Origin of the sequence: Burkholderia sp. BCC1208, from assembly GCF_902833095.1 — a bacterium.
Lineage (GTDB): Bacteria > Pseudomonadota > Gammaproteobacteria > Burkholderiales > Burkholderiaceae > Burkholderia.
Map to the genome: position 1 here is coordinate 78671 of NZ_CADFDY010000013.1, position 15051 is coordinate 93721.

The 15051-nt window shown below is 70.2% G+C and carries 18 protein-coding genes, 1 other RNA gene and 1 riboswitch; of the genes, 9 read left to right on the forward strand and 10 right to left on the reverse strand.

All coding sequences use genetic code 11. The features are described 5' to 3' along the window. Nucleotides 1-54 precede the first annotated feature (54 nt). The 3 genes from ssrS to HWX09_RS29295 all read right to left on the reverse strand — a co-directional run bounded on the left by ssrS (nt 55) and on the right by HWX09_RS29295 (nt 979). A non-coding RNA gene (gene ssrS / locus HWX09_RS29285) (6S RNA) lies at nt 55-236 on the reverse strand. 81 nt (nt 237-317) lie between these two features. Beyond that, nucleotides 318-632 (reverse strand): cell division protein ZapA, encoded by a 315-nt coding sequence (locus tag HWX09_RS29290; RefSeq protein WP_006478091.1) that lies wholly within the window; start codon nt 630-632, stop codon nt 318-320. Further along, nucleotides 629-979, reverse strand: a complete 351-nt coding sequence (locus HWX09_RS29295) for an ATPase (protein WP_027785155.1) — start codon at nt 977-979, stop codon at nt 629-631. Before HWX09_RS29295 ends, HWX09_RS29290 begins: the two co-directional genes overlap by 4 nt. Nucleotides 980-1133: 154 nt before the next feature. After that, nucleotides 1134-1383, forward strand: a riboswitch (cobalamin riboswitch). A 158-nt stretch (nt 1384-1541) separates the two neighbouring features. Here HWX09_RS29295 and HWX09_RS29300 point away from each other — a divergent pair. The 5 genes from HWX09_RS29300 (at nt 1542) to cobC (ending at nt 5807) form a co-directional block, all read left to right on the forward strand. Next, nucleotides 1542-2537 carry an iron ABC transporter permease gene (locus tag HWX09_RS29300; RefSeq protein ID WP_027785154.1) on the forward strand — a complete coding sequence of 332 codons (996 nt, stop codon included), beginning with the start codon at nt 1542-1544 and terminating at the stop codon, nt 2535-2537. Further along, nucleotides 2537-3355 (forward strand): ABC transporter ATP-binding protein, encoded by an 819-nt coding sequence (locus HWX09_RS29305; RefSeq protein WP_027785153.1) that lies wholly within the window; start codon nt 2537-2539, stop codon nt 3353-3355. Before HWX09_RS29300 ends, HWX09_RS29305 begins: the two co-directional genes overlap by 1 nt. Nucleotides 3356-3416: 61 nt before the next feature. Then, nucleotides 3417-4472: a nicotinate-nucleotide--dimethylbenzimidazole phosphoribosyltransferase gene (gene cobT, locus HWX09_RS29310; RefSeq protein WP_027785152.1), complete on the forward strand. Its 1056-nt coding sequence runs from the start codon at nt 3417-3419 to the stop codon at nt 4470-4472. A 13-nt stretch (nt 4473-4485) separates the two neighbouring features. Continuing rightward, nucleotides 4486-5238 (forward strand): adenosylcobinamide-GDP ribazoletransferase, encoded by a 753-nt coding sequence (locus HWX09_RS29315; protein WP_034185434.1) that lies wholly within the window; start codon nt 4486-4488, stop codon nt 5236-5238. Next, nucleotides 5223-5807, forward strand: a complete 585-nt coding sequence (cobC, locus tag HWX09_RS29320; protein WP_027785150.1) for an alpha-ribazole phosphatase — start codon at nt 5223-5225, stop codon at nt 5805-5807. Before HWX09_RS29315 ends, cobC begins: the two co-directional genes overlap by 16 nt. Nucleotides 5808-5914: 107 nt before the next feature. Here cobC and HWX09_RS29325 read toward each other — a convergent pair whose 3' ends face one another. The 4 genes from HWX09_RS29325 to cobU are packed head-to-tail and all read right to left on the reverse strand — an operon-like array spanning nt 5915 to nt 9333. Beyond that, on the reverse strand, nt 5915-6832 hold the full coding sequence (locus tag HWX09_RS29325) for a cobalamin-binding protein (RefSeq protein WP_027785149.1): 918 nt from the start codon (nt 6830-6832) through the stop codon (nt 5915-5917). Continuing rightward, nucleotides 6829-7848 (reverse strand): threonine-phosphate decarboxylase CobD, encoded by a 1020-nt coding sequence (gene cobD / locus HWX09_RS29330; RefSeq protein WP_027785148.1) that lies wholly within the window; start codon nt 7846-7848, stop codon nt 6829-6831. The genes HWX09_RS29325 and cobD overlap by 4 nt, the downstream gene beginning before the upstream one ends. Beyond that, nucleotides 7841-8785: an adenosylcobinamide-phosphate synthase CbiB gene (gene cbiB / locus HWX09_RS29335; protein ID WP_027785147.1), complete on the reverse strand. Its 945-nt coding sequence runs from the start codon at nt 8783-8785 to the stop codon at nt 7841-7843. Before cbiB ends, cobD begins: the two co-directional genes overlap by 8 nt. After that, entirely contained in the window at nt 8779-9333 is a 555-nt protein-coding gene (cobU, locus tag HWX09_RS29340) for a bifunctional adenosylcobinamide kinase/adenosylcobinamide-phosphate guanylyltransferase (protein WP_027785146.1), read from the reverse strand. The genes cbiB and cobU overlap by 7 nt, the downstream gene beginning before the upstream one ends. A gap of 75 nt (nt 9334-9408) precedes the next feature. Here cobU and HWX09_RS29345 point away from each other — a divergent pair, with 75 nt between their 5' ends. From HWX09_RS29345 to HWX09_RS29355, 4 genes are all read left to right on the forward strand, one after another. Continuing rightward, complete coding sequence (locus HWX09_RS29345; protein WP_027785145.1) at nt 9409-10911, forward strand: cobyric acid synthase; 1503 nt, start codon at nt 9409-9411, stop codon at nt 10909-10911. Between the two features lie 82 nt (nt 10912-10993). Then, nucleotides 10994-11128: a hypothetical protein gene (locus HWX09_RS33920; RefSeq protein ID WP_256980616.1), complete on the forward strand. Its 135-nt coding sequence runs from the start codon at nt 10994-10996 to the stop codon at nt 11126-11128. A 148-nt stretch (nt 11129-11276) separates the two neighbouring features. After that, a complete protein-coding gene (locus tag HWX09_RS29350) occupies nt 11277-11690 on the forward strand; it encodes a DoxX family protein (protein ID WP_027785144.1) in 414 nt (137 codons plus the stop codon). A gap of 156 nt (nt 11691-11846) precedes the next feature. Continuing rightward, on the forward strand, nt 11847-12506 hold the full coding sequence (locus HWX09_RS29355) for a ParA family protein (RefSeq protein ID WP_027785143.1): 660 nt from the start codon (nt 11847-11849) through the stop codon (nt 12504-12506). Nucleotides 12507-12646: 140 nt separating this feature from the next. Here HWX09_RS29355 and panD read toward each other — a convergent pair whose 3' ends face one another. The 3 genes from panD to HWX09_RS29370 all read right to left on the reverse strand — a co-directional run bounded on the left by panD (nt 12647) and on the right by HWX09_RS29370 (nt 15050). After that, the gene (gene panD / locus HWX09_RS29360; protein ID WP_011545962.1) at nt 12647-13033 is read right to left on the reverse strand and encodes an aspartate 1-decarboxylase; all 387 of its coding nucleotides are present in this window, start codon (nt 13031-13033) and stop codon (nt 12647-12649) included. Nucleotides 13034-13077: 44 nt separating this feature from the next. Next, complete coding sequence (gene panC / locus HWX09_RS29365; RefSeq protein WP_027785142.1) at nt 13078-13917, reverse strand: pantoate--beta-alanine ligase; 840 nt, start codon at nt 13915-13917, stop codon at nt 13078-13080. A gap of 260 nt (nt 13918-14177) precedes the next feature. Beyond that, nucleotides 14178-15050, reverse strand: a complete 873-nt coding sequence (locus HWX09_RS29370; protein ID WP_027785141.1) for a ScpA family protein — start codon at nt 15048-15050, stop codon at nt 14178-14180. Nucleotide 15051: the final 1 nt, after the last annotated feature.

Here is a 15051-nt window from a genome sequence, read left to right on the forward strand (position 1 = left end):
AGAAAAGGCTGCCACAAAAGAAAACGGCACCGGGACTTGCCCGATGCCGTTGGATAGGCCCCCACCTTGGCCGCTAGGCCGGCATCCTGAACCTGAGGTTCAGAGTTGGTCGCAGTTAGCAGCACTTCGGGTACATCAGACAGTGTGACGCGCGCGCCCGTGCTACAAATTTCCGCAACCGTGCACATGGCATTGGTTCAAGGAATATATGACCTTGGCGAACCAGGCAGGGAAGCTGACTGAACTGTGATTCGATGCGCCAATTTGACCACCGTTGACCGTCGAGATCAAGGGAAATCGACGCACCGTTTGAAACGTTACTGCGTCTCGTGCTGTGCGAGCACCGCGCCGAGCTGTTCGTTCATCTGGTGCATTGTACGACGGATTTCCTCCGCCGGAAATGCTTCACCATGCCGCACGCTCGTTTGCAGCCGCAGCAATTCCGATGCAAGCGACAGCGCCGCCATCACCGCGATGCGATCGGTGCCGCGCACCGAACTGTTCGAGCGGATTTTCGACATTTCGGCGTCGACGCGCGCGACCGCTTCGAGCAGCGCCGCTTCGGTCTCGGCCGAACAGGCGAGCCGATAGGGCTGACCGAGAATCGAGACTTCGATCTGCTTGGTGCTCATGCATGTTCTCCGTGGCTGGCCGCGTCATCGCCATCCGCGCGCGCCTGCGCATCCAGCAGGTCGAGCTGGTTGTCGGCTTGCTCCGCGCTCTTCGAGCGCGGCAGCTTTTCGAGAATCGCGTTCAGTTTCACCTGGGCGTCGTCGATTTTCGCCGACAACGTGTCGCGCTCGGCCGCGAGCGCATTGCGTTCGTCGCGCAGTTGCGCGAGTTCCGCGCGGACCGTGTCCGCTTCCGCGCGCAATTGCGCGACCTGCTCCTCGAGCGCGAGCCGTTCCGAGTGATAGCGCTTGTTCAGCGAAATCAGACGGCCAATATTTTGAGACAGGGTTTCGAGTTCGTTGAGCATTTGCTGCGTCCTCTAAAGACCCAGCATTTTAGCGCGGAATAACGCGCAATCCGACATCTGTAACGTTTCCAGTCGTAACACCCCTGCTTCTTGCCGCGAATAAGCGCGTCCCGCGCGGGTCCGGACGCTTCCTTGACGCTCGCGCGACCGGCTCCTAAACTGGCGCCGCCTCGGTGCTCGCGCGCAGGACGCGCGGTTAAACGGGAAGCAGGGTGCGGGCTCCAGGAGCGCGCCAACCTGCGCTGCCCCCGCAACGGTAAGCGGCCGCGTCGCGTGACGCAGGCCGGCTCGGGCGCGTTTCGCGTGCAGGTCGCATGCGGGCGCGGGCCACTGCGCGTCATGGCGCGGGAAGGCGAGCCGGACCGCCGCCAGCCCGGATACCGGCCGAGACGGGGAGCCCGCACGGGCTCCATGACGCGCGGCCTGCGGGGAAGCGGGGCGCGCAATGTTTCACGGAACGTTCTTCGATGCCGACCCCAATCGTCCGCCCTGCGCCGCTGTCGCGCCCGGCCGACTCCCGCAAGCGGATGTGCCGCGCGTCGTGCGCGCGGCCGTGCGCGGCATGAGCGCCGCGCGCGCCGTCGCGATCTGGGCCGCGCTGGCCGCTGTGGTCGCGCTGCTGTTCGTCGCGTCGCTGTCGATCGGCAGCGTGCCGATGTCGCCGTGGCAGGCGCTCGCGTCGCTCGTGCCGCACGGCGGCGATACCCTGTTTGCCGATATCGTCCGGACGCTGCGCCTGCCGCGCTCGCTCGCGGGTTTCGCGTGCGGCGCACTGCTCGCGCTCGCCGGCGCGTTGTTGCAGGTGCTGCTGCGCAATCCGCTCGCGGAGCCGTACGTACTGGGCGTGTCCGGCGGCGCGGCCGGCTTCGCGCTCGTCGCGATGATCGCGGGCGGCGCATGGTGGCTCGTCGACGCGTCGGCGTTCGCCGGTTCGCTCGTATCGGTCGCGCTCGTGCTCGGTCTCGCGAGGCGCGAGCTGTGGCGCGGCGAATCGCGCGACGCATCGCCGCGGCTGCTGCTCACGGGCGTCGTGATCGCGGCGGGGTGGGGCGCGCTCGTCACGCTGTTGCTGTCGCTCGCGCCCGACGCGCGGCTGCGCGGCATCATCTTCTGGCTGACGGGCGACCTGAACGGCGCGACGGCGCCGTGGTTCGCGTGGGGCGCGCTGTTGCTGAGCGCATGCGTCGCGCTGCCGGCCGCGCCGCAACTGAACGTGCTGCTGCGCGGCGACGCGACCGCGCTCGCGCTCGGCGTGCCGGTCGCGCGCCTGCGCGTGCGGATCTATCTCGTCGCGTCGCTGGCTGCCGCGGCCGCCGTGACGACGGCCGGCACGATCGGCTTCGTCGGGCTCGTCGTGCCGCATGCGTTGCGGCTCGCGTTCGGCAACGACCAGCGGATGCTGCTGCCGGCCGCGATGCTGGCGGGCGGCGGCGGCGTGATGGCGGCCGACCTGCTCGCGCGCACCGCGATCGCGCCCGCGCAATTGCCGGTGGGCGTGATGACCGCGTTGATCGGCGTGCCGGTGTTCCTGTGGATGTTGCTGAGGAGGCCGATGTGATGACGGGCACCACCGCACCGCACGCCGCTGCCGGCGACATGTCCTGTACGGCCGTGGACCTGACGCTGAAGGCCGGCGCCCGCACGTTGCTCGACCGCTTCACGCAGGGGTTCCGCCCCGGCGAGATCTGGTGCGTCGCCGGACCGAACGGCGCGGGCAAGACGACGCTGCTCGCCACGCTCGCGGGATTGCAGCCGCCCGTCGGCGGATACGTCGAGATCGACGGTCGGCCGCTTGCCGCGTGGCGCCCCGAGCAACTCGCGCAGCGTCGCGCGCTGATGCCGCAGCAATTGCACGATGCGTTCAGCGCGACCGTGTTCGACACAGTGCTGCTGAACCGCTTTCCGTATCTCGGCGGCTGGGGCTGGGAGCGCGACGGCGATCGCGCAGCGGCGCGCGATGCGCTCGCGACGTTCGACCTGACCGCGCTCGCGTCGCGCGACGTGATGTCGCTGTCGGGCGGCGAGCGGCAGCGGGTCGCGCTGGCCGCGACGCTGTGCCAGGATGCGCCGCTGATGCTGCTCGACGAACCGCTCGCGCATCTGGACCTGCATCACCAGATCGACTGCCTGACCGCGCTGGCCGCCTGGCTCGCGGCAGGCCCGCGCGCGGTGATGTTTTCGTGTCACGACCTGAACCTCGCGCGGCGTTTCGCGACGCATGCGCTGTTGCTCGACGGTCGCGGCCATGCGTGGGCCGGCCCCGTGCACGACGTGCTGACGCCCGAGCGCGCGAGCGACGCGTTCGGCTATCCGCTCGTGCTGATCCGCGAGAACGGCCGCGATGCGTTGCTGCCGGCATGGCCTGCGCGACAATGACCCTTCCTGTTCCGATTTTTCCGATGCGCGGCGCATGCCGCGCGCACGACACGGCTCCTCGATGACGACTCCGACCCATTTCCCGCCCGCGATCGCGCCGCTCGACGACGCGCTGCGCACGCGCCTGCAACATGTGATCGACCACAAGACCAAGCCGCCCGGCAGCCTCGGCCAGCTCGAGGCGCTCGCGCTGCAGCTCGGCCTGATCCAGCGCACCGAGCGGCCGGTCGTGCAGCGTCCCGTGACGATCGTGTTCGCGGGCGACCACGGCATCGCGGCCGAAGGCGTCAGTCCTTATCCGCAGGCGGTGACGGCGCAGATGGTCGCGAACTTCCTGGCCGGCGGTGCGGCGATCAACGCGTTCTCGGGCGTCGCGCAGAGCACGCTCGAGATCGTCGATGCGGGCGTCGCGTCGCCGCTGCCGCTGTCGGACCGGCTGGTGTCGCTGCCGGTCGCGCGCGGCACGCGCAACTTCGCGGCGGAACCCGCGATGACGCGTGAAGAAGCGATGACGGCGCTCGAGGCCGGCGCGGCGCGCGTCCGCCTGCACGCGTCGCTCGGCACGAACGTGATCGGCTTCGGCGAGATGGGGATCGCGAACACGTCGTCGGCCGCCTGCCTGATGAGCCGCCTGCTCGACGTGCCGATCGATGCCTGCGTCGGCCGCGGCACGGGGCTCGACGACCAGGGCCTCGCGCACAAGCGCGCGGTGCTCGGCCGCGCGCTCGTCAAGCACTCGCATGCGCTTGCGCCGCTCGACGTGCTCGCGACGTTCGGCGGCTTCGAGATCGCGATGATGACGGGCGCGTACCTCGCGGCCGCGAGCGAGCGGATGACGATCTTGGTCGACGGCTTCATCGCGACCGCCGCGCTGCTCGTCGCCGAGCGCATCGCGCCCGGCGTGCGCGACTACTGCGTGTTCTCGCATACGTCGCACGAGGCCGGCCACCGGCGCATGCTCGAGCATTTCGGTGCGAAGCCGCTGCTCGCGCTCGATCTGCGGCTCGGCGAAGGCACGGGCGCCGCGCTCGCGCTGCCGCTCGTGCGCGCCGCGGCCGCGTTCCTCGGCGAGATGGCGAGCTTCGAATCCGCCGGCGTCGACAATCGTGACGCCTGAGCGCACGCGCGGCATGCGGGCCGAACTGCGCTACTTCTTCGTCGCGCTCGGCTATTTCACGCGCGTGCCCATGCCGCGCTCGATCGGCTACGCGGCCGGCGACCTTGACCAGGCCGCGCGTTATTTCCCGCTCGTCGGCGCATGCGTGGGCGCATGGGGCGCGCTGGTCTATCTCGTTGCGCTGCGCGCGCTGCCCGCGTCGATCGCGGTCGGGCTGTCGATGGCCGCGACGTTGCTCGCGACCGGCGCATTCCACGAAGACGGCCTTGCCGACAGTTGCGATGCGTTCGGCGGCGGTTACACGCGCGACGACGTGCTGCGCATCATGCACGATTCGCGGATCGGCACGTTCGGCGCGGTCGCGCTCGTGATCGCGCTCGGGCTGAAATGGCAGGCGCTGACGTCGATGCTGCCGTTGCGCGCCGCATGGACGATGATCGCCGCGCACGCGGCGAGCCGCACGATGGCCGTGAGCCTGCTGATGTCGCTCGACTACGTGCGGCCCGAAGGCAAGGCGAAGCCGGTCGCGCAACGGATGAGCGCACGTGCCGCGTGCGTCGCGGCGGTGTTCGGACTGCCGTGGCTGTTCTGGCCCGACTGGCGCATGGGCGTTGCCGCATGCGTGGCGCTCGTCCTGGTGCGCGCGGGGCTGGCCCGCTATTTCGTGAAGCGGATCGGCGGTTATACCGGCGACTGTCTCGGTTTCGCGCAGCAACTGGGCGAACTGGCGATCTATCTCGTGGTGCTCGGATGGACATCGTCCTGATCCGCCATCCGGCCGTCGGCATCGAGCCCGGCATCTGCTATGGGCGCAGCAACGTGCCGCTCGCCGATTCGGCCGAGGGCGGCGCGCAGGCCGTGCGTGCGCATGTGTCGACACTGGGCGCACCGATGCCCGAACGGGTCTGGACGAGCCCGCTCACGCGTTGCGCGTCGATTGCCGAACGGCTCGCGCGGGCATTCGACGTGCCGCTGCGGCGCGATGCCGACTGGCAGGAAATGGATTTCGGCGCGTGGGAAATGCAGCGCTGGGACGATATCGACCGCGCGGCACTCGATGCGTGGGCGGCCGACCTGATGCATGCATGCGCGCACGGCGGAGAAAGCGTGGCGCGATTCGTCGAACGCGTGGCGCGGCAGGCCGATACGCTTGCGGAGCTCGACGGCTCGCAATGGGTCGTCACGCATGCGGGCGTGATCCGCGCATTCGCGTCGCATGTGTTGCGCATGCCGCTCGACACGCTGCTGTCGCGGCCCGTGCCGACGGGCGGGGCCGTCTGGCTGCGCACGCACGACGGCGCGCAAACATGGGAAGTCGTGCACTGGGATGCATAGGCGTACGTGCGTCCGCAGGTGAACGACGACGCTGCGCACGATCGGTCCGTCTCGAGCGCCGGACGCATCCGGCGTCGGTGCGCGACGAACGCGCCGGCCGCCGGAAATCAGCGCGCCGGCCGCCGCGCACGCGCGGCATCCAGATCCTCGCACAGCGCGGCCGCGCCCTGCACGATCCGCGGCGACGGCCGCGTCAGCAGATCGCCGTCGATCGCGAACAGGTTGTGGCGCGCCACGGCCGTCAGCGCGGGCCACGCGCGCCAGCGCGCGAGGCTCGGCAGCGGTTCGTTCGAACGGGTCGCGCCGGCACTCGTCGTCACGATCGCTTCCGGATTCGCCGCGAGCACGGCCTCGTCGGTCACGGTCGGCGCGAGCGGCTTGAGCGACGCGAACACGTTGCGGCCGCCGCAGAGTTCGAATACTTCGTCGATCAGGTGCGTGCCGTTGAGCGTCGTCAGCGGGCGGTCCCACACCTGGAAGAACAGCGTGACGGGCGGGCGTGCCGCGTAGCGTGCGCGTAGTGTCGCGAGGTCCCGTGTGAAGGCAGCCGCGGCGGCATCGGCGATCGGTTGCGTGCCGAGCAGCATGCCGAGCCGGCGCAGCGACGACGACACGTCGTCGAGATGCTTCGGCTCGCTGAAGAACAGCGGGATGTGCAGCGCGCGCAGCGCATCGGTCTGCCGCTCGGCGTTGCCGTGCCGCCAGACGACGATCAGGTCGGGCTTCAGCGCGGCGATTCGTTCGAGATCGAGCGCCTTGTTGTCGCCGACGCGCGGCACCGCTTGCGCGGCGGCCGGGTAGTCGCTGTACGTGACGGTGCCGACGAGCTTCGCGCCACCGCCGGCCGCGTAGACGAGTTCGGTCGCGTGCGGCGCGAGGCTGATCACCCGCTGCGCGGGCGCGGGCAGCGTGACCGTATTGCCGGCGTCGTCGCGCGTCGTGACGTCGGCGTGGACGAGCGGCGCGCGAGCGAGCGCCGCCAGCAGCGCGGCCGGCGCGAGCCGGCGGAACATGGGCGGACTCATGCGGCGGCCCGCGGCAGCAGCGGCACGCAATGCGCGAGCGCGTCGCCGAGGCGCCGCCATTCGGCTTCGCTGCCCGGCAGGCCGACGCGCACGCTCGACGGCATCGGGAAGTGCCGCGTCCAGATGCCGCGCGTCGCGAGCGCCGCATGCAGCGCCGCGGCGCGCGGGTCGTCGGTCCAGCTGAAGAGCGGCGTCGCGCGAACCGCGAAGCCGTGCGTGCGCAGCAGCGCGGCCAGTCGTTCGCCGTCGGCCGCGAGCCGCTCGCGGGCGGCCGCTTGCCACGCGCGATCGGCGAACGCCGCGGCGACGACGTGGCGTGCGGGGCCGCTCACCGTCCACGCGCCGAGCCTGTCGCGCAACGCGACGATTTGGTCGGGGCACGCGAGCACGAAGCCCGCGCGGATCCCGGCGAGCCCGAAGAACTTGCCGACCGAGCGCAGCACGACGAGCCCCGGATGATCGACCCGCGGCGCGAGCGATGGCGTGGCGCCCGTATCGGCGAACGCTTCGTCGACGATCAGCGTGCCGCCGCGTGCCGCCAGTTGCGCATGCCAGCCGAGCAGGCGCCCGGTCGGCACGAATTCGGCGGTCGGATTGTTCGGATTCCCGACGATGACGTGGCGCAGCGTCGCGGGCAGCGTGTCGGCGCGGATGTCAAGCGCGACGACGCGATGGCCGTGGCGCGCGAACGCGGGCGCGTATTCGCCGTACGCGAGCGCCGCGACGCCGGCGTCGCCGGCCGGCAGCAAGCCGGGCAACGCGCGGATCGCGGCCTGGCTGCCGGCGACCGGCAGCACGTGCGCGGCATCGGGCGCGTGGTAGTACTGCGCGGCGCGGGCCGCGAGGCCGTCGCCGTCGTCGGGCAGCCGGCGCCATGCGTCGGCCGGGACGGGCGGCACCGGAAAGCCCGCCGGATTGATGCCGGTCGACAGATCGAGCCACGCGTCGTACGGAATGCCGTGGCGGCGGGCGGCTTCATGCAGGTTGCCGCCGTGCGCGATGGATGAGTCAGACATGATGGGTGGCCATGACGAGTGCGCCGCTCGCGACCAGCAGCGCGAGCCACAAGGCGAGCGTGCGCGTGACGAGCGACAGCGCGGCGACGACGTGGACGGCCGTGGCCGTGGCGCCGGTGCCGAGCGCCGGGCGATCCTCGATCTCGCCGTGATAGACGGCCGGGCCGCCGAGCTGCACGTTCAGGCTGCCGGCGCCCGCGGCCATGACGGGGCCCGCGTTCGGGCTGTCCCAGTGGCGCGCCTGCGTGCGCCAGCAGCGCCACGCGGCGGCCGTGTCGCCGAGCAGCGCGTAGCTCGCGGCGGTGAGGCGCGCGGGAATCCAGTTCAGCGCGTCGTCGATGCGTGCGGCAGCCCAGCCGAAGGTCAGGAAGCGTGGCGTGCGATAGCCCCACATCGCGTCGAGCGTGTTCGCGAGCCGGAACAGCAACGCGCCGGGACCGCCCGCGACGACGAACCAGAAGAGCGCGCCGAAGATTGCATCGTTGCCGTTCTCGAGCGCCGATTCGACGGCGGCGCGCGACAGCGCACCTTCGTCCGCGCTGCTGGTGTCGCGCGACACGATGCGCGCGGTCAGCGCGCGCGCCGCGTCGAGGTCGCGCCGCAGCAGCGCGGCGGCGATCGGCGCGACGTGGTCGGCGAGGCTCTTCGCGCCGAGCGCGAACCACAGCAGCGCGACGTGCAGCGCAGCCGCGAACGGCCACGGCAGCACGCAGACGAGCCAGGCCGCGACGGCCACCGGCGGCACGACCGCCGCGAGCCACGCGGCGACGCCGACCACGCGGCCGCGCCGGCCCGTGTTCAGCGCGGCTTCGATGCGCGCGGCGACGCGGCCGAACGCGACGAGCGGATGCCAGCCGGCCGGCTCGCCGATTGCGCGGTCGACGAGCGCGGCCGCGACCGCGAGCATCGCGACGACGGGCAACGACAGCATCAGCATGGCTGCGTGCCCGCCTTGAGGTCGAGCGGCAGCCCGGCAACCAGCAGCGTGACGCGCGTCGCAAGCGCGGCGATGCGCTGGTTCAGGCGCCCGAGCTCGTCGACGTAGCGGCGCGTGACCGACCCGAGCGGCACGACGCCGAGCCCGATCTCGTTGCTGACGACGATCACCTTCGCGCGCGCGCCGCGCAACGCGTGCTCGAGCCGTTCGACGTGCGCCGCGTACCGCGCGTCGTCGAGCGGTTCGCCGTCGGCGGGGCACAGCAGGTTCGTGAGCCACAGCGTCAGGCAGTCGACGAGCAGGCAGGCGTGCGGATCGTCGAGCCGCGTGAGCGTGCCCGCGAGATCGACGGGCGCGTCGGCGAACCCCCAGTCGGCCGGCCGGCGCGCGCGATGATGCGCGATGCGCTGAGCGAATTCGGCATCGGCGGCGGTCGCGGTCGCGATGTAGGTGACGGGGCGGCCGCTGTCGGCGGCGAGCCGCTCGGCATGCGCGCTCTTGCCCGAGCGCGCGCCGCCGAGGACGAAGGTGAGGTCGTGCGGAATCATCGCGTGATTGTAACGGTGCGGGCGACCCGCCGCGGGCGATAATGCCGCCTTTGCTTCGCGACGACCTTTGACACGATGAATGCACCCGAGCCGCGGCCGCGCGGCACGCTGATGATCCAGGGCACGACGTCCGACGCGGGCAAGAGCACGCTCGTCGCGGGCCTATGCCGCCTCGCGCGCCGCGGCGGCGCGCGCGTGGCGCCATTCAAGCCGCAGAACATGGCGCTCAACAGCGCGGTGACGGTCGACGGCGGCGAGATCGGCCGCGCACAGGCGTTGCAGGCGCTGGCCGCCGGCGTCGCGCCGCATACGGATTTCAATCCGGTGCTGCTGAAGCCGACGAGCGACCGCGGCGCGCAGGTGATCATTCATGGCAAGGCGCGCATGAATCTCGACGCGCGGGCGTATCACGACTACAAGCCGGTCGCGTTCGAGGCGGTACTCGAGTCGTATGCGCGCCTGCGCGCCGGGTACGACACGGTGATCGTCGAAGGCGCCGGCAGCCCGGCCGAGATCAACCTGCGCGACGGCGACATCGCGAACATGGGGTTTGCGGAGCGCGTCGACTGCCCGGTCGTGCTCGTCGCCGACATCGATCGCGGCGGCGTGTTCGCGCACCTGGTCGGCACGCTCGCATGCCTGTCGGACAGCGAGCGCGCGCGCGTGCGCGGCTTCGTGATCAACCGCTTCCGCGGCGATCTCGAGCTGCTCGAACCGGGGCTCGACTGGCTGCGTGCCCGGACGGGCAAGCCGGTGTTCGGCGTGCTGCCGTACCTGCACGGGCTGCTGCTCGACGCGGAGGACATGTTGCCCGCACAGGCGCGCAGCGCCGCCGCGCGGGGCGAGGCCGGCGTGTTGCGCGTCGTCGTGCCCGCGCTGCCGCGCATCAGCAACCACACCGATTTCGACCCGCTGCGCGCGCATCCTCAGGTCGAATTCACGTACTGGAAGAGCGGCCCCGTGCCCGACGCCGACCTGCTGATCCTGCCCGGTTCGAAGAGCGTGCAGCGCGACCTCGCGTGGCTGCGCGACGCGGGCTGGGAAGCGCTGATCCGGCGCCATCTGCGCTACGGCGGCAAGGTGATCGGCATCTGCGGCGGCATGCAGATGCTCGGCCGCACGCTCGACGATCCGCTCGGCCTCGAAGGCGCGCCCGGCAGCGTGCCGGGGTTCGGGCTGCTCGATTTCGACACGACGCTGCAACCCGACAAGACGCTGAAGAACGTGACCGGGCAACTCGCGCTGCCGGGTGACGCGGCCGTACGCGGCTACGAGATCCACATGGGCGACACGCGCGGGCCGGCGCTCGCGACGCCCGCGCTGACGCTGGATGCCGATGCCGCGCGGGATGGCGTGCGTCCCGACGGCGCGATGTCGGCCGACGGCCAGATTCTCGCGACCTATGTGCACGGGCTGTTCGACGCGCCCGACGCATGCGCGGCGCTGCTCGCGTGGGCGGGGCTCGACGGGGCGGCCCGCATCGACTACCCGGCGCTGCGCGAGGCGTCGCTCGAGCGGCTGGCCGACACGTTCGCCGAGCATCTCGACCTCGACGCGCTGTACGCCGAGTTTCGTTGACGGCGAGCCGGTCCGCCCTCGCTTTTTTCGCCCGATCGCGTACAACGGAGGAGGGCGGGGGTCCGCCCGAAGGAGAGCGACGATGAGGGCTCGATGGTGGTGGAGCATGCTGCTTGCGGCGCTGCTGGGCGCGGCGGCGGCGTATGCCTGCGATTCGTCTGCGCCGGGCGGCGCGCAGTCCGGCGGTGACGCAACGCAAGGCAAGAGCGGTTACTGAACTGGATGCGGGGCATGATTGGTCATGCCCTTTTTTTGCTTCTATTCGTTCCTGAATGGAATCAATTTAATCGACGTGGCGTGTTTATCGGTCGAATCGATTCGAATAGAGTGCGTCCATTCCCCGTCCACTCCCGAAGGAATCCGTCATGAACCCCAACCGCCTGAATGATTTCGCCGCGACGCTGCTGCGCGTCGCCCTCGGCGTGCTGTACCTCGCGCACGTCGCGCAGAAAATATTCGTCTTCACGCTGCCCGGCACCGCGCAGTTCTTCGCGTCGATCGGCCTGCCGTCGTGGCTCGCGTATCTGACCACGTTCGTCGAGCTGGCGGGCGGCCTGGCGCTGCTCGCGGGGTTCCGCGTGCGTATCGCCGCGCTGGTGCTGCTGCCGTTCATGCTCGGCGCGCTCGCCGCGCATCTGCCGAACGGCTGGAGCTTCTCGTCGCCGCACGGCGGCTGGGAATATCCGGCGTTCTGGGCCGTCACGCTGGCCGTACAGGCCCTGCTGGGCGGCGGCGCGCTCGCGATCGGCGCGCGGGAGGGCACGGCCCAGCGCGCGTAATGTGAAGGAAAGGGGAAGGAAGCGCACGAAAGCGGCCCGCGGTTCGCCGCGACCGGTTCCGGTGACACCCCTTTGCCGATATCATCGCTCCCTGTATCCGCAATCGAGCGGCGCCTGCCATGCGGCCGGCGCCGCGCGGCATTTTCGGGGGAATTCATGACGGTCATCGTGGTGGCGAATCCGAAGGGCGGCGTGGGCAAGAGCACGCTGTCCACCAATCTAGCCGGCTATTTCGCGGCGCAGGGCGCGTGGGTCGCGCTGGCCGACCTGGATCGGCAGCAGTCCGCGCATGCGTGGCTGGACCTGCGGCCGGCGGGCCTGCCGGCGATCGAGGCGTGGGATCTCGATCCGGACGCGCCGTCGAAGCCGCCGCGCGGCCTCGAATATGCGGTGATCGATACGCCGGCGGGCCTGCACGGCACGCGGCTCAACGTCGCGCTGCAACTGGCCGACAAGGTGATCGTGCCGCTGCAGCCGTCGATGTTCGATATTCTCGCGACCCAGCAGTTTCTGGAGCGCCTCGCCGGCGAGAAGGCCGTGCGCAAGGGCAGCGTCGAGGTCGGGATCGTCGGGATGCGGGTCGATGCGCGCACGCGCTCGTCCGATCAGCTGCACCGGTTCGTCGAAGGGCTCGGCCTGCCGGTGCTCGGCTACGTGCGCGACACGCAGAACTACGTGCAGATCGCCGCGCACGGCCTGACGCTGTGGGATGTCGCGAAAAGCCGGGTCGAGAAGGATCTCGAACAGTGGCGGCCGATCGTCGAATGGGCCGAGCGCCGCGTGCCGAAGGCCGACAAGGCCGCCAAGACGTCCTGAGCGCCCGGCCGCCCGGGCCCGGCGTGACACGCAAAGAGAAAGGCACGGATTCCGTGGCGAACGGCGTCCGTGCCTTCGGTCGCGAGCGGGAGTGCCGCGCGGCGGCCCGTGCGCCACGGCACGCGGCCGTGCCGCTCAGCTTACGTCCAGTTCTGCGTCGGGACGTGGTCCCGGTGGCCCTTGATCTTGTTGCCGTCGTCGATGAACACGAGCTTCGGCTTCCAGCCGGCCTGCAGTTCGGCTTCGTCGACCATCGCGAACGCCGCGATGATCACGAGGTCGCCGAGCTGTGCGCGGCGCGCGGCCGAGCCGTTCAGCGAGATCATCCCGCTGCCGCGCTCGCCCTTGATCGCGTACGTCGAGAAGCGTTCGCCGTTGTTGATGTTCCAGATGTCGATCCGTTCGTTTTCGATCAGGCCCGCCGCTTCGAGCAGGTCTTCGTCGATCGCGCACGAACCTTCGTAGTGCAGTTCGCAGTGCGTGACCGCCGCACGGTGGATCTTCGATTTGAGCATGTGGCGCTGCATGGTGTCTCCGTGATGCGTCGTGAGAGGCGCGGGCGGGCCGCCCGTCAGATTTCGAGGTTGTCGATGAGGCGCGTCGCGCCGAGCTTCGCGGCGGCGAGCACGACGAGCGGCTCGCCGGCTTCGAGCTCGGCGGCGCTCGGTGCGATCAGGTTCGCGCGGCGGCGGATCGACAGGTAGTCGGGCGCCCAGCCGCGATCAGCCAGGTGCGTGCGGGCCTGCTGTTCGAGCTTGCCGAGATCGTGCTCGCCGGCGAGCACGCCGTCGCGCACGCGCTGCAGCGTCTTCGCGAGCTCCGGCGCTTCCTTGCGCTCGTCGACCGACAGGTAGCGGTTGCGCGACGACAGCGCGAGGCCGTCCTCGTCGCGCACGGTTTCGGCCGCGATGATGTCGACCGGCAGCGCGAGCTGCTGGCACATCCGGCGCACGATCATCAGCTGCTGGTAGTCCTTCTTGCCGAACACGGCGACGCGCGGCTGCACGCAGGCCATCAGCTTCGACACGACCGTGCACACGCCGGTGAAGAAGCCGGGCCGGAATTCGCCTTCGAGAATCCCGCCGAGATCGTCCGGCGGCAGCACGCGGTATTCCTGCGGTTCGGGGTACATGTCGCGCTCGGTCGGCGCGAACAGCACGTACACGTTTTCCTGCTGCAGCTTCTCGATATCGTCCTGGAGCGTGCGCGGATACTTGTCGAAATCCTCGTTCGGGCCGAATTGCAGCCGGTTGACGAAGATGCTCGCCACGACCGGGTCGCCGTGCTGGCGCGCGAGGCGCATCAGCGACAGGTGCCCTTCGTGCAGGTTGCCCATCGTCGGCACGAACGCCGTGCGGTTCTGTCCGCGCAGCTGGTCGCGCAGTTCCTGGATCGAGCTGATGACTTTCATGATCGGGTAGCGGGTTCCTCGCGCAGGCGCGCGTTGACGCCGCAACAGCGGCGTCGGGGTCGAAGCGGAGAACGCCGGCGCGCGGGCGGCGCATCGGGCGTCGGCGGATTGTAGAGGATTTGGCCGCGGCACGCATCGATAAAAGAACGATCGTTCACTTTTTATTGACGCGTGCCGGACACCCGCCGGACGGCCATCGGCCGCGGCGAAGCGGTGAGTGTCCGAACGAACCGGGGAGCGGGAAGCGGCGGGGGCGGCTCTTACGCGGGCAGGTACGCGAGGCGCACGTAGATCGGTGCGAACGGCTCGGCCTGCGTGATCTCGAGCAGCGATTCGCGCGCGAGTTCGAGCATCGCGATGAAGTTCACGACGACGACCGGCACGCCGCGCGACGTGTCGAACAGGTCGGCGAACTCCATGAAGCGCGCGTTCTGCAGCCGGCGCAGGATCAGGCTCATGTGTTCGCGCACCGACAGCTCCTCGCGGGAGATCTTGTGGTGCTGGACGAGCTTCGCGCGCTTGAGCACGTCGGCCCACGCGGCGCGCAGATCGTCCGAATTCACGTCGGGAAAGCGCGGCGTGACGCTTTGCTCGATATACACCTCGGCGCGCAGGAAATCGCGGCCGAGCTGCGGCAACTGGTCGAGCCGCTGCGCGGCGAGCTTCATCTGCTCGTACTCGAGCAGCCGGCGCACGAGTTCGGCACGCGGATCCTCGGCCTCCTCGCCCGTGTCGGCCTTCTTGACCGGCAGCAGCATCCGCGACTTGATTTCGATCAGCATCGCGGCCATCAGCAGGTACTCGGCCGCCAGCTCGAGATTCGACGTGCGGATCTGGTCGACGTAGCCCAGATATTGCGCGGTGACCTGCGCCATCGGGATGTCGAGCACGTTGAAGTTCTGCTTGCGGATCAGGTAGAGCAGCAGGTCGAGCGGGCCTTCGAAGGTCTCGAGAAAGATTTCGAGCGCATCGGGCGGGATGTAGAGATCCTGCGGCAGCTTGAAGAGCGGCTCGCCGTACAGGCGAGCGAACGCCGCGACACCGTCGACCGTGTCGGGCGTCGAATCGGCGCCCGCGGGCGCGGCGATCGCGTCGTCCTGCCGGGCGGCGCTGGCCTCGTCGGCGGCGCTCACG